The organism is Mannheimia granulomatis, assembly GCF_011455695.1.
Classification (GTDB): Bacteria; Pseudomonadota; Gammaproteobacteria; order Enterobacterales; family Pasteurellaceae; genus Mannheimia; species Mannheimia granulomatis_A.
This window is the reverse complement of record NZ_CP015030.1, coordinates 1,564,358-1,576,476: the sequence shown is the minus strand read 5'-3', so window position 1 is coordinate 1,576,476 and position 12,119 is coordinate 1,564,358. Positions and strand designations below refer to the sequence as shown.

Below are 12,119 nucleotides of genomic sequence, written 5' to 3'. Positions count from 1 at the left end.
AAAAAGCCCTTAATTTATCATTAAGGGCTTGGCGGCTGGATTAAGTCCAGTTTGTAATACTGTGTTTTAGAATAACATTTGTATAGCGTGTTCCGTCTAGTATTCTCTCGGTTAATGTAGGTGCATTTTTGTAGATGATAAGCCACACCTACATAAGCCCCTACAAAATATTTGAGCTGATATGATACTAGATGACACTTTTTGACACAATAAAAAAGGTCAAAACCTTGATTTACCAACGATTTTGACCTTCTGTGACACTGGGTGACATTTATTGGTGGTGGAGCTGGGGGGATTTGAACCCCCGTCCGAAACTTCTCTACCTTCAGTACTACATGTTTAGTCTAGTCTTTAATTTCGCTTATCCACAGCGGACAGACACGCAATGAATAAACTAGCTATGTTCAATTTAGTGCTTCGATCCTATAGCTGCGGCTTCAACACGATCTCGTTTTGGGTGACTTATCTTTACCCTCGTCTTACGAGCGGAAGCTGAGGAGATAAGGCTTTAAAGCAGGTTATTAAGCTGCTAAAGCGTATTGTTCGTCGTTTGCGACTATTTTTTTGCGGTTTGTTTACGAGGCCTACCGCACCTCGACATGCACCTTGGGCTTCGCCAATCCCGTCGAATCCAAAATCAGCCCCAAAAGTCTGGTAATTCTAGCGGAAAGCGGTCAGATTTGCAAAAAATTTTGCAAATATGTTTTTTGTTCAAAATGAGATCTAGATCTCTTGTTTTTTCGAATATTGGGAATAGTATGTGTCTAGATTTTCCAAATCTTCACTTCATCACAGTTATTTTAACTTAAGGAGTTCTCCATGACTTTGGCTTATGCTCAAAGAGAGCCTGAAAAATTTGCAACATTTTTGAAACGGCAAAAAATGATTTTTATTGTAGCGTTTTTAGGTTATGTCTGTGCTTATTTGGTACGTAATAACTTTAAACTCATGTCGAAATCAATTATGGTCACTAACGGTTGGGATAAAGCAGATATTGCAATGTTGCTATCTTGCTTAACTATTTCCTATGGACTGGCGAAGTTTTATATGGGGGCATTGGGTGATAAGGTTGATTTGCGTAAATTGTTCTCGATTTGTTTGGCGGCAAGTGCGGCTATTTGCTTGATTATCGGGTTTTATCATACTTCAATTATAGTCTTAGCTGTTCTATTAATTTTATGCGGTGTGGTGCAAGGGGCATTGGCCCCCGCATCACAAAATATGATTGCCAATTATTACCCGAATAAAACCCGAGGGGCTGCTATTGCCGGTTGGAATATTTCGCAAAATATGGGCTCAGCATTATTACCAATGATGATTGCGATGATGACGACAATGGGGTTCATTGTGCCTTCTACAGGTAATGTATTGCTTGCTTTCTTGGTGCCGGCAGTGTTGGTTCTTTTATTTGCGATTTTCTGTTGGAAATACGGAGGTGATAATCCTGAAGCCGAAGGATTAGATTCCTTACGTACAATGTATGGTGATGCCGGTGAGTCTAACGTGGCTTCAGAGGAAGAAAAACATAATCTTGGTTATTGGCAGTTAATTTGGAAATATGTTTTTCTTAATCCGGCGTTGTTGTTAGTTGCCGCAGTAAACGTAGCACTCTATTTTGTACGTTTTGGTATTGAAGACTGGATGCCGATTTATTTGCACGAAGTTGCCAAAATGGGCGATGCAGAATCCCATGTAGCCATTTCCGTTTTAGAATGGGTCGCTATTCCCGGTTCGCTTGTTTTTGCGTGGTTAGCGGTAAAATATCCAAATAAAATGGCAAAAATGGGCGCAATAGGTTTATTTATTATGGTTGGCGTGGTATTTGCTTATGAGCTGGTGACAGCAAGTGGTTCGCCAAATTACGCATTGCTATTAGTGATTTGTGGTATTTTAGGGGCATTAATTTATGGGCCACAGTTAATTGTAAATATCTTAACCATTAACTTCGTGCCACTTAATGTGGCAGGTACTGCAATTGGTTTTGTCGGCGTGACCGCTTATTTAATCGGTAATATGGGGGCGAACTGGATTATGCCTATTATTGCCGATAGTTTTGGTTGGTTCTGGTCTTATGCCATTATTGCCGCTCTTTCTGCCTTTTCAGCTGTTGGCTATTTAATTTTAGCTAAACATGAGGAAAAAACGGTAAAAGCCTAATTTTATCTATTATTCTTAAGTGTTAAAAGTTGAGTTTCAATCGGAACTCAACTTTTTTATTACGTTCTAAGAAAAGATTTACAATATTACTAAGATATAGTTTAACATTGTTATAATATGTCAGTTGCGGATAGTTTTAAGAGATAGAGAATGAAAAAATTTGACGAAAATGAAATTGAAGATGCCGAAATTATTGAGGCTGAGCTTGTTGAGCCGGGCGAGATAGTTGAAGATTCTCCAAATGTGGAAGCAATGCACCCTGCGTTAGTTTCTGCATCCATGCCGGTACCGCAAGGCAATTTGGATAGCTATATCCGAATGGCGAATCAATATCCGATTCTTTCCGCTGAGCAAGAAAAGGAGCTTGCCGAACGTTATTATTATGATGAAGATGTTGAGGCAGCAAAACAGCTTATTCTTTCGCATATGCGTTTTGTGATCCACATCGCCCGTGGCTATATGGGATACGGATTGCCGCTGGCGGATTTAATCCAAGAGGGCAATATCGGCTTGATGAAGGCGGTAAAACGCTTTGACCCGAATGTGGGAGTGCGTTTGGTTTCATTTGCGGTGCATTGGGTGAAGGCGGAAATTCACGAATATGTACTGAAAAATTGGCGAATTGTGAAAGTAGCAACCACTAAAGCCCAACGTAAGTTATTCTTTAATCTGCGGAAAAATAAAAATCGTTTGGCGTGGTTTAATGAAGAAGAGATCAAAAAAGTTGCCGATGATTTAGGCGTGACGGTGGAGGAAGTGCGTGAAATGGAATCGCGTATGACCGGGCAAGACCTCGGCTTTGATTTACCTGCCGGTGAAGATGACGAAGATACTTACGCTCCCTCTATGTATATTGAAGACAGCAGCTCTAATTTTGCCGATGATCTGGAAGATGAGCAGCATAACGGACAAGCAACCGCACAGCTTGCTTATGCTTTAGCAACGCTTGATGAACGCAGCCAAGATATTATTAAAACCCGTTGGTTAGATGATAATAAGGCGACCTTACAAGATCTCGCCGATAAATACAGTATTTCAGCAGAACGTGTTCGCCAGCTTGAAAACGCAGCCTTGAAGAAAATCAAAGAGGCGATTACCTTAGAAGATTAATAAATGATAAAACAAGCGGTTAAATTTTACTTAAAAATTGCAATGTATTTTTGCAAAAAATCAGGTAAAAATTATTTACAGCTTTGCTGCCATTGGCAAAGCCAACGTTCAAAAAGCAATACTTTTTGTAACTGCTTGTCTTTATTTTAAGAAGTAGATACGAGAGTCTTATGATTAATATTACCGATAAACAAATTGACCCAACCTTTTACCAGCGTGCGGATGGTTTTATTAATATTGCCAACGCACATTTGCAAAATATCGCACCAAACCAAGTCAGCAATGCAATGCTTTTTGCTTGTGCCAGATTTAACGCCTATGTCGCTGCCAGCAAAGCAGAGTATAAGCAACAATTAGTTGATTCGCGAGAAGAGGTGATTAACTATTTTATCGAACAGTACAAAGAAATGCTTACCGCCAATTTAGATGAATATATCAATAATTTCGAGTGTTATATTGAAGGGAAACAGGCGGATTAATCCGCCTTTGAGAGAAGCATTACTGTGCCATTTTTTCCGCAATCGTTAAAAAACCATCAGCAGTTTTAAAAATCTCGCCAAAGCCTTGGGCTTCTAGAATTTTATCGGAAACTTCACGGAAAGCCCCTTCGCCACCGGCTTTTTCAAGCACCCAATCGGCTTTGGCTTTGATGTAATCGTGAGCATTACGGGTGGCAATTGCCACACCACACACCTCAAAGGCAGGTAAGTCTAAGGTATCGTCACCGATATAGGCGGTTTGCTCGGGCGTTACGCCGGCTTTTTCCATTAATTCAAAACAGGCAGAACGTTTTTCCATTTTGCCAAGTAGGGCTAAGTCAATTTTCAACACCTCCAGGCGTTTGCGGAGTAGGGCAGTATCGCCACCTGAAAGTACCGCCACTTTAATACCGCAGTTTTGCAGCATTTTTACCCCTAAGCCATCGTGAACGTGGAAACGTTTCATTACCTCGCCTTGGTCGGTGTAATACATTCCACCGTCGGTTAAAACACCGTCAACATCAGTAATGACTAATTTAATCTTGGTTAGGTCTAACATTTTTTTGCCTCAAATATGGTATGATTTTGCCATTATAGCGTTTTGCTTTTAGTTTACAAAGGAACAGAAATGTCGATTTCAGAGAATTTAGCGCAAATTCATCAAAAAATTCAGCAATTTTCAAGTGATTATCAGCGAGAAAATGTCCGTTTGTTGGCGGTCTCTAAAACCAAACCAGTGGCAGCTATTCAAGAGGCAATTGAGGCAGGCCAGCTTGCTTTTGGTGAAAATTATGTGCAGGAAGCGGTTGAAAAAATCGAATTTTTTACAAATCGAACAGACCTAGAATGGCATTTCATCGGGCCGTTACAATCAAATAAAACCAAGTTAGTTGCGGCTCATTTCGATTGGATTCAAACGGTAGATAGGCTCAAAATTGCCGAGCGTTTAAACGAACAACGCCCGCAACATAAAGCTCCACTCAATGTACTGATTCAAATTAATATCAGTGATGAAAATTCTAAATCGGGTATTCAGCCTGAGGAAATGTTGCCACTTGCCCAAGCGATTTCCCAACTCCCAAACCTGAAATTGCGAGGTTTGATGGCCATTCCAAAACCTGAAACCGAACCGACACAACAAAAAGTTGCTCTTCGCAAAATGCAACAGCTTTTTGACCGCTTGCAAACGGAATTTGACGGCATTGATACGCTTTCAATGGGAATGTCAGACGATATGCAATCGGCAATTGAATGTGGTTCGACAATGGTGCGAATTGGCACCGCGATTTTTGGGGCGAGAGATTATCGGTAGTTGAGTAAGGTTGGGAGATATTTGCAAAATCTTTTACAAATTCCACCGCTTGTTTTGTAGCCAAAAAACGAAAAAGTCTGTATAATCGCACCTCTTGATTTTCTGACTCTCGCCAGTTTTGAAGGGCGAGAGTTTTTATTTTCATTCACTCAAAAAGATATTCCAATGCAAAATGTAGATATTAATAAATTGCGTAACATCGCAATTATTGCTCACGTTGACCACGGTAAAACAACGTTGGTTGATAAACTTTTACAACAATCAGGTACCTTTGAATCAACTCGTGGTGATGTAGATGAGCGTGTTATGGACTCAAACGATCTTGAAAAAGAGCGTGGAATTACCATTCTTGCGAAAAACACGGCAATTAACTGGAACGGTTATCACATCAATATCGTGGATACTCCGGGGCACGCAGACTTCGGTGGTGAAGTAGAGCGTGTACTTTCAATGGTTGATTCTGTGTTATTGGTGGTGGATGCCTTTGACGGCCCAATGCCACAAACCCGTTTCGTAACCCAAAAAGCATTCGCTCACGGTTTAAAACCGATTGTGGTCATCAACAAAGTTGACCGCCCGGGGGCTCGTCCTGATTGGGTTGTAGATCAAGTATTTGATCTATTCGTCAACTTAGGTGCAACCGATGAGCAGTTAGATTTCCCAATTATCTACGCTTCAGCATTAAACGGTGTGGCAGGCTTAGAACACGAAGAGTTGAGCTCTGATATGACGCCGCTTTACGAAGCGATTGTAAAACACGTTCAACCGCCACAAGTGGAATTAGACGCACCGCTCCAAATGCAGATTTCACAGTTAGACTACAACAACTATGTAGGCGTTATCGGTATTGGTCGTATTAAGCGTGGTTCGGTAAAACCTAACCAAGCTGTAACCATTGTTGATAGTGAAGGTAAAACACGCCAAGGTCGTATTGGTCAGGTGTTAGGTCACTTAGGTTTACAACGCTTTGAGGCAACAGAAGCTTTCGCTGGAGATATTATTGCGATTACCGGTTTAGGCGAATTAAATATTTCAGATACCATCTGTGATATTAATGCAGTTGAAGCTTTGCCGGCATTAACCGTTGATGAACCAACAGTAACCATGTTCTTCTGCGTAAACACCTCGCCATTCTGTGGTCAAGAAGGTAAATTTGTAACGTCTCGTCAAATTCTTGAGCGTTTAAACAAAGAGTTAGTACATAACGTAGCATTACGTGTGGAAGAAACCCCTAACCCGGACGAGTTCCGTGTATCAGGACGTGGTGAATTACACTTATCGGTATTAATCGAAAATATGCGTCGTGAAGGTTACGAATTAGCGGTATCTCGCCCGAAAGTAATCTACAAAGAAGAAAATGGCAAACAACAAGAGCCGTTTGAGCAAGTGACAATTGATATTGAAGAACAGCACCAAGGTTCAGTGATGGAAGCCTTAGGTATCCGTAAGGGTGAAGTGAAAGATATGATCCCAGACGGTAAAGGCCGTACTCGTTTAGAGTATGTGATCCCAAGCCGTGGTTTAATTGGCTTCCGTAACGAGTTTATGACAATGACCTCAGGTACAGGTTTACTTTACTCAACATTCAGCCATTACGATGATGTGAAACCAGGTGAAATCGGTCAGCGTAAAAACGGTGTGTTAATTTCAAACGCAACGGGTAAAGCATTAGCTTATGCGTTATTCGGTTTACAAGAGCGTGGTAAATTAATGATCGACCACGGTGTTGATGTGTATGAAGGTCAAATTATCGGTATCCACAGCCGTTCAAACGACTTAACCGTAAACTGCTTACAAGGTAAGAAATTAACCAATATGCGTGCTTCTGGTAAAGATGATGCGATTGTCTTAACCACACCAGTTCGTTTCTCACTAGAACAAGCATTAGAGTTTATTGATGACGATGAATTAGTGGAAGTAACCCCACAATCAATCCGTATCCGTAAACGTTTATTAACGGAAAACGACCGTAAACGTGCAAGCCGTACAACGACAAGCACTAGCACACGTTAATTGATAAAAAAGAGCGACTTAGGTCGCTCTTTTTACTTTTGAATTTAGGTTACAAATACAACGCCATAATCACGGCGTTTTCTTTGCCACCTTCGGGGGTGGGGTAGTAATTTTTCCGAATAGTCACTTCATTAAACCCTAGAGAATCATAGAGTTTTTGTGCCGCAATGTTGGATTCTCGAACTTCTAGCCAAAGGGTTGCTATACCACGTTTTTGTAGTTGCAAAATTAATTCAGAAAGTAACCGCTTGCCAAAGCCTTGGTGCCGAAAATCAGGATCAACTGCAATATTAAACAGTGTGGCTTCATCTAGTACTATTTGGCTGATAGCAAAAGCGACAATTTTGCCCTGTTCCACCGATTTCAAATTTAGATATTTTTCGCCTTGATTATTGAGCAATGTGCCTTTCGACCACGGCACCAAATGGGCTTTTTGCTCAATCTCAAACAAACGTTCAAAATCAGCCTGTCGGATTTCTTGAATCACTATTTTTCTCCAAATGATTGGAATAGGCTTCCATTTGCTGCCAAAGTTGGCGTTTGTGAGCAGAATAGGTTAAATCTTGCCAACAAGTATTTTGCCAAGCGGTCGAATTTGCAAAATTTTTTGCAATTTTAACCGCTTGTTCCTCCGCTTGAATCAGCCATATTATTGGCGAATGTTGGAAGACTAACCGCTGAGATTGCTCAGCATTCAGCCATTGATATTCCGATTTTTGCAACCCTAATGCCAGCAAAATATCTGAAAACAGGCGGCTGGTTTGGTGATCCTCTTCACACACCACAATCAATCTCACATTTTCATTTAAACGAATTTGGGCATCGCCTTTTAGCACTTGCGGTTTGGTTAAAACCCATTGCGAAATACCCATTTCATTTAACAGCAAATCACGCCTATTCATCTTAAACCTCATAAATTTTACAGCATAGTATCAAAACTCCAGCAAATCAGGAAATTTTTTGCAAAATTCAGCAGGTTTTGCAAGATTTCTCTGCTTAAATTCGGTATATTCAAAGCTAAATTTTTTAAGAAAGGTGAGAAAAAATGCTCTCATTAGAAAGCGAAGTGCTTGAACGCCATTTGGCGTTATTTGAAAATAAATCGGTATTATTGTTTGGTGATGTACGAGATGACTTTGCTCAACAGCTAAAAGCTGCCAAAAATGTGGCGGTATTTAGTAGCTATTTTGATTATGCTCGTCATAATACAAATGTGCAATTTGGCTTAGAATGTCATTTATCGGCAGAATTGGCGGTATTTTACTGGACTAAGAACAAACAAGAGTGTCAATTTCAATTGATTCAATGGCTCTCACAGTGCCAAGTGGGGCAGGAAATGTTGATTATCGGCGAAAACCGAGCGGGTATTCGTTCTGTGGAAAAACTGCTTGAACCATTCGGTAATATCGCCAAAATTGACTCCGCCCGTCGTTGTGGCCTTTATCATTTTGAGCTACAAAGCGTGCCGACTTTCGATTGCAAAAAATTCTGGAAATCTTACCGCTTGCAAGCGTTAGATATCTTCGCTCTGCCGGCAGTGTTTAGCTCGGCTGAACTTGATAACGGTACAAAATTACTGCTTTCCACCTTTAGCAAAGAAGACCGATTAAAAGGTAAATTGCTTGATTTAGGTTGTGGTGCAGGGGTGATTGGGGCAACGCTGAAACAGCAATTCCCGAAAATCAAACTGACAATGAGCGATATTCACGCAATGGCATTAGAATCTAGTCGCCGTACTTTGGTAGAGAATCAACTAGAAGGGGAAGTGTTGGCAAGCGATGTGTTCTCTCACATTTCAGAACGCTTTGATTTAATTGTGTCGAACCCGCCATTCCACGATGGCGTAGATACTGCTTATCGAGCTGTAGAAGAGTTAATTTTTCAAGCGAAAAACCATCTCACCAAGGGCGGTGAATTACGCATTGTCGCCAATGCCTTTTTACCTTACCCGGATTTGCTCGATAAAGCCTTCGGCAAACACGAAGTGCTGGCAAAATCCACCAAATTTAAGGTGTATTCGGCAAGGGCATAACAAATCTGACGACCAGAAAAAATGCAAAATTCGTATAAAAAACACTTGCTATTTAGAATGTCTTAGCGTAAATTCATTTCAACTGTTTTGGAGAAACACAATGAATTTTAACTGCACTTCACATCATCACCACCATTTAACCTGATATCTTTCGGGCATTTGGTGTGTGCGGAAGATAAATCTTCCGAGCAAGTGTAGCAGTCAATAAATAATCTCTCGGAAGGCAACTTTCGAGAGATTTTTTTATAGCTAGAATTTAGATTAATAACAGGAACACAATATGACAATCTCACAACTTTCCCGAAAAAACATTCAAGCCCTGACCCCTTACCAATCCGCCCGTCGATTGGGCGGCAGTGGAGATGTGTGGTTGAATGCGAATGAATATGCCGTTTCACCAAACTTTGATTTAACCGACCGCACTTTTAACCGTTACCCCGAGCCACAGCCGCAGGCAGTGATTGAGGGCTACGCCCGTTACGCAGGCGTTCAGCCTGAAAATGTGCTGGTTTCCCGTGGCGGCGATGAGAGTATTGAGCTGATTATTCGGGCGTTTTGCGAGCCGAACGATAGCATTCTTTACTGTCCGCCGACGTATGGAATGTACGCCGTGAGTGCCGACACTTGCGGCATTGCCACCAAAACCGTGCCACTGACGGCTGATTTCCAGCTTGATTTACCGCAAATCCAAGCCAATTTAGACGGGGTGAAAGTGGTGTTCGTGTGCAGCCCAAACAACCCGACAGGTAACCTGATCAAGCGGTCGGATTTGCTCGAACTTTTGCAAATGACGGAGGGCAAAGCGCTTTGTGTGGTCGATGAGGCGTACATTGAATTCTGTCCTGAGGCGAGCCTCGTAAGCGAGCTGAAAAATTTCCCCCATTTGGCGATTATCCGCACGCTCTCCAAAGCCTTCGCCTTGGCAGGTTTGCGTTGTGGCTTTACCTTGGCAAATGCCGAGCTGATTGGTGTGCTGCAAAAAGTGATTGCCCCGTATCCGCTGCCTGTGCCGGTGTCCGATATCGCCGCCCAAGCCCTTTCCCCTCAAGGCATTGCACAAATGCGTGAGCGAGTGGCGGACGTGATCGCCCTGCGTGCCGAATTGCAAAAAAATCTCGAAAACTTACCGCTTGTGGAAAAAGTATTTGAGAGTGAAGCGAATTATCTGCTGTTTAAATGCCAAGACGGGCAGAAAGTGTTTAAAGCGCTTTGGGAGCAGGGAATTATTTTGCGGGATCAGCACAAAGCGCTTGGGCTGGCGGATTGTATAAGGATTACGGTAGGGATGGCGGAAGAAAATCAGCGCGTTGTGGATTACCTAGGACGAGCCGTCCTAGGCTAGATAAACCCAGTCGCTCCGCGACTGATTAGATAGAGCTACGGAGTAGCGTAGATGATGTAGCCTCACACGGCGCGTGTGGGGTAGGAGAACAAGATGCAAACCCTCATTTGGAACACCCTCACCCCAGCTGAACAACAAAGCGCTTTGGCACGTCCGCCGATTTCCTCATCTGACGAAATCAAAAGTGCGGTGGAAAATATCTTAGATTTAGTGAAAACCGATGGCGATAAAGCACTTTTCGAGCTCACCGCCAAATTCGACAAAACCGAGCTGGCAAGCCTCGCTGTTTCTGCCGAACAAATCGCGGCGGCGGTCGAACGGGTTTCGCCTGAGCTCAAAGCCGCTATTCAAAACGCCAAAGCCAACATCACCGCCTTTCACGAGGCACAAAAACCACAAACGGTCGATATCGAAACCCAAACGGGCGTGCGTTGCCAAGTACTGACCCGCGCAATTGAAACGGTTGGTTTGTACATTCCAGGTGGCTCGGCACCGCTGTTTTCTACCGTGTTGATGCTCGCTGTGCCGGCCAAAATCGCAGGCTGAAAGGTCGTGCTTTGCACCCTGTCACTGATTGCCGATGAAATTCTCTACACCGCCAACTTATGCTGCGTGGAGACCATTTACCTCGGCTGGCTCGACAACGCAGGCTTGATTTTCCTCGGCGCATACAGCCCCGAAAGTATGGGCGACTACGCGGGTGGCACCAACTACGTCCTGCTGACCTACGGCTACACCCGCACCCATTTCAGCCTGGGTTTAGCCTATTTCAGCAAACGAATGACCGTACAAGAACTCACTCCCCAAAGCTTCAAAGCGCTTGCCCCGACCGTGATGGCGATGGCAGAAGCGGAGCAGCTTGCAGTGCATAAGTTGGCGGTGGAAGTGCGGTTGAAAAAGTTGGAGAAATAAAGAAACCGCCGTCGGTTTTGCTAATTTTTTATCAAAACCGACCGCTTGTTTTTATTACTTTTAATGTGCCGAGCTGGAAGAAAGTAAATTAATCACCAGCACGCCGCCAATAATCATCGCCATTCCGACAAATCCCCATAAATCGGGTTTCTGCCCGAATAGGAAAAAGGCAATTGCGGCGGTTAACACAATGCCCAGCCCTGACCAAATGGCATACACCAAGCCCATTGGCAAGGTTTTGAAAACAATGGAGATACAATAAAATGCAATACCAAACGCACACAAAGCCGCAAGGGTCGGCAAAGGTTTTGAAAAGCCTTCACTGTATTTTAAACTGGTGGTGCCGCACACTTCGGCAATAATCGAAACCGCCAATAAAAGCCAAGCATTATTCATAAAATAAACTCCTGAAATAATATTAAAGGGGACGCTTATTTTATCGAATCATAATAAATTGGGTAGACTTGTGTTTTATATTTATTTGTGCGCAACAACGAAATAAAGAGGGTAATAATGACACTAATCAGCGATTTAAATCAATTACTCGCTACAATGACCCCGTTTTAAACGACGGCGCTTATGTGTTCGTGAGCCTCAAAGACCAAAGCGTTTTGGGAACAGGGGATTATTTTAAGGGATCAGCACAAGGCGCTAGGGTTGAAGGATTGTATAAGGATTACGGTGGGGACGGCGGAGGAAAATCAGAGAGTGGTGGATTACCTAGGACGAGCCGTCCTAGGTTAGATAAACCCAGCCGCTTTG

11 protein-coding genes, 1 other RNA gene, 2 pseudogenes and 1 other annotated feature are annotated in these 12,119 nt (G+C 42.7%); of the genes and pseudogenes, 9 read left to right on the top strand and 5 right to left on the bottom strand.

What is annotated here, in order from left to right:
* Nucleotides 1-278: 278 nt before the first annotated feature.
* Nucleotides 279-645, bottom strand: a transfer-messenger RNA (tmRNA) gene (ssrA, locus tag A4G16_RS07565).
* Nucleotides 646-819: 174 nt separating this feature from the next.
* Between ssrA and A4G16_RS07560 the strand changes: the two genes are divergently transcribed.
* The 3 genes from A4G16_RS07560 to A4G16_RS07550 all read left to right on the top strand — a co-directional run bounded on the left by A4G16_RS07560 (nucleotide 820) and on the right by A4G16_RS07550 (nucleotide 3,746).
* On the top strand, nucleotides 820-2,157 hold the full coding sequence (locus A4G16_RS07560) for an MFS transporter (RefSeq protein ID WP_165889372.1): 1,338 nt from the start codon (nucleotides 820-822) through the stop codon (nucleotides 2,155-2,157).
* A gap of 150 nt (nucleotides 2,158-2,307) precedes the next feature.
* Nucleotides 2,308-3,267, top strand: a complete 960-nt coding sequence (gene rpoH / locus A4G16_RS07555) for an RNA polymerase sigma factor RpoH (protein ID WP_165889371.1) — start codon at nucleotides 2,308-2,310, stop codon at nucleotides 3,265-3,267.
* 170 nt (nucleotides 3,268-3,437) lie between these two features.
* Complete coding sequence (locus tag A4G16_RS07550) at nucleotides 3,438-3,746, top strand: DUF3144 domain-containing protein (RefSeq protein ID WP_165889370.1); 309 nt, start codon at nucleotides 3,438-3,440, stop codon at nucleotides 3,744-3,746.
* Between the two features lie 19 nt (nucleotides 3,747-3,765).
* On the opposite strand, the gene A4G16_RS07545 is transcribed toward A4G16_RS07550, so the two are convergent.
* A complete protein-coding gene (locus tag A4G16_RS07545; RefSeq protein ID WP_165889369.1) occupies nucleotides 3,766-4,305 on the bottom strand; it encodes a KdsC family phosphatase in 540 nt (179 codons plus the stop codon).
* A 69-nt stretch (nucleotides 4,306-4,374) separates the two neighbouring features.
* Here A4G16_RS07545 and A4G16_RS07540 point away from each other — a divergent pair, with 69 nt between their 5' ends.
* Together A4G16_RS07540 and typA are read left to right on the top strand one after the other, a co-directional pair.
* Entirely contained in the window at nucleotides 4,375-5,058 is a 684-nt protein-coding gene (locus A4G16_RS07540) for a YggS family pyridoxal phosphate-dependent enzyme (protein WP_165889368.1), read from the top strand.
* Between the two features lie 165 nt (nucleotides 5,059-5,223).
* Entirely contained in the window at nucleotides 5,224-7,071 is a 1,848-nt protein-coding gene (gene typA, locus A4G16_RS07535) for a translational GTPase TypA (RefSeq protein ID WP_165889367.1), read from the top strand.
* 49 nt (nucleotides 7,072-7,120) lie between these two features.
* Here the strand turns inward: typA and rimI are convergent, their stop codons facing one another.
* On the bottom strand, nucleotides 7,121-7,558 hold the full coding sequence (rimI, locus tag A4G16_RS07530) for a ribosomal protein S18-alanine N-acetyltransferase (protein ID WP_165889366.1): 438 nt from the start codon (nucleotides 7,556-7,558) through the stop codon (nucleotides 7,121-7,123).
* Nucleotides 7,533-7,973, bottom strand: coding sequence for a DNA polymerase III subunit psi (locus tag A4G16_RS07525; RefSeq protein WP_165889365.1), 441 nt, complete (start codon nucleotides 7,971-7,973; stop codon nucleotides 7,533-7,535). The genes rimI and A4G16_RS07525 overlap by 26 nt, the downstream gene beginning before the upstream one ends.
* Nucleotides 7,974-8,116: 143 nt before the next feature.
* Here A4G16_RS07525 and rsmC point away from each other — a divergent pair, with 143 nt between their 5' ends.
* The 3 genes and pseudogenes from rsmC to A4G16_RS07510 all read left to right on the top strand — a co-directional run bounded on the left by rsmC (nucleotide 8,117) and on the right by A4G16_RS07510 (nucleotide 11,357).
* Nucleotides 8,117-9,103 (top strand): 16S rRNA (guanine(1207)-N(2))-methyltransferase RsmC, encoded by a 987-nt coding sequence (gene rsmC, locus A4G16_RS07520; RefSeq protein ID WP_165889364.1) that lies wholly within the window; start codon nucleotides 8,117-8,119, stop codon nucleotides 9,101-9,103.
* Between the two features lie 123 nt (nucleotides 9,104-9,226).
* Nucleotides 9,227-9,349: a sequence feature (His leader region), on the top strand.
* A 34-nt stretch (nucleotides 9,350-9,383) separates the two neighbouring features.
* Nucleotides 9,384-10,445 (top strand): histidinol-phosphate transaminase, encoded by a 1,062-nt coding sequence (hisC, locus tag A4G16_RS07515; RefSeq protein ID WP_165889363.1) that lies wholly within the window; start codon nucleotides 9,384-9,386, stop codon nucleotides 10,443-10,445.
* A gap of 93 nt (nucleotides 10,446-10,538) precedes the next feature.
* Nucleotides 10,539-11,357, top strand: a pseudogene (locus tag A4G16_RS07510) (histidinol dehydrogenase).
* A gap of 60 nt (nucleotides 11,358-11,417) precedes the next feature.
* Here the strand turns inward: A4G16_RS07510 and A4G16_RS07505 are convergent.
* Nucleotides 11,418-11,753 (bottom strand): DMT family transporter, encoded by a 336-nt coding sequence (locus A4G16_RS07505; RefSeq protein WP_165889362.1) that lies wholly within the window; start codon nucleotides 11,751-11,753, stop codon nucleotides 11,418-11,420.
* A 207-nt stretch (nucleotides 11,754-11,960) separates the two neighbouring features.
* Here A4G16_RS07505 and A4G16_RS10980 point away from each other — a divergent pair.
* A pseudogene (locus A4G16_RS10980) lies at nucleotides 11,961-12,101 on the top strand (histidinol-phosphate transaminase); the annotation flags it as partial.
* Between the last annotated feature and the right edge of the window lie 18 nt (nucleotides 12,102-12,119).

Bases quoted from the DNA above. Each gene is read 5' to 3' on its own strand.
- rpoH (WP_165889371.1), top strand. From the start codon at position 2,308: ATGAAAAAATTTGACGAAAATGAAATTGAAGATGCCGAAATTATTGAG.
- A4G16_RS07550 (WP_165889370.1), top strand. From the start codon at position 3,438: ATGATTAATATTACCGATAAACAAATTGACCCAACCTTTTACCAGCGT.
- rsmC (WP_165889364.1), top strand. From the start codon at position 8,117: ATGCTCTCATTAGAAAGCGAAGTGCTTGAACGCCATTTGGCGTTATTT.
- typA (WP_165889367.1), top strand. From the start codon at position 5,224: ATGCAAAATGTAGATATTAATAAATTGCGTAACATCGCAATTATTGCT.
- hisC (WP_165889363.1), top strand. From the start codon at position 9,384: ATGACAATCTCACAACTTTCCCGAAAAAACATTCAAGCCCTGACCCCT.
- A4G16_RS07560 (WP_165889372.1), top strand. From the start codon at position 820: ATGACTTTGGCTTATGCTCAAAGAGAGCCTGAAAAATTTGCAACATTT.
- A4G16_RS07540 (WP_165889368.1), top strand. From the start codon at position 4,375: ATGTCGATTTCAGAGAATTTAGCGCAAATTCATCAAAAAATTCAGCAA.
- A4G16_RS07505 (WP_165889362.1), bottom strand. From the start codon at position 11,753: ATGAATAATGCTTGGCTTTTATTGGCGGTTTCGATTATTGCCGAAGTG.
- A4G16_RS07525 (WP_165889365.1), bottom strand. From the start codon at position 7,973: ATGAATAGGCGTGATTTGCTGTTAAATGAAATGGGTATTTCGCAATGG.
- A4G16_RS07545 (WP_165889369.1), bottom strand. From the start codon at position 4,305: ATGTTAGACCTAACCAAGATTAAATTAGTCATTACTGATGTTGACGGT.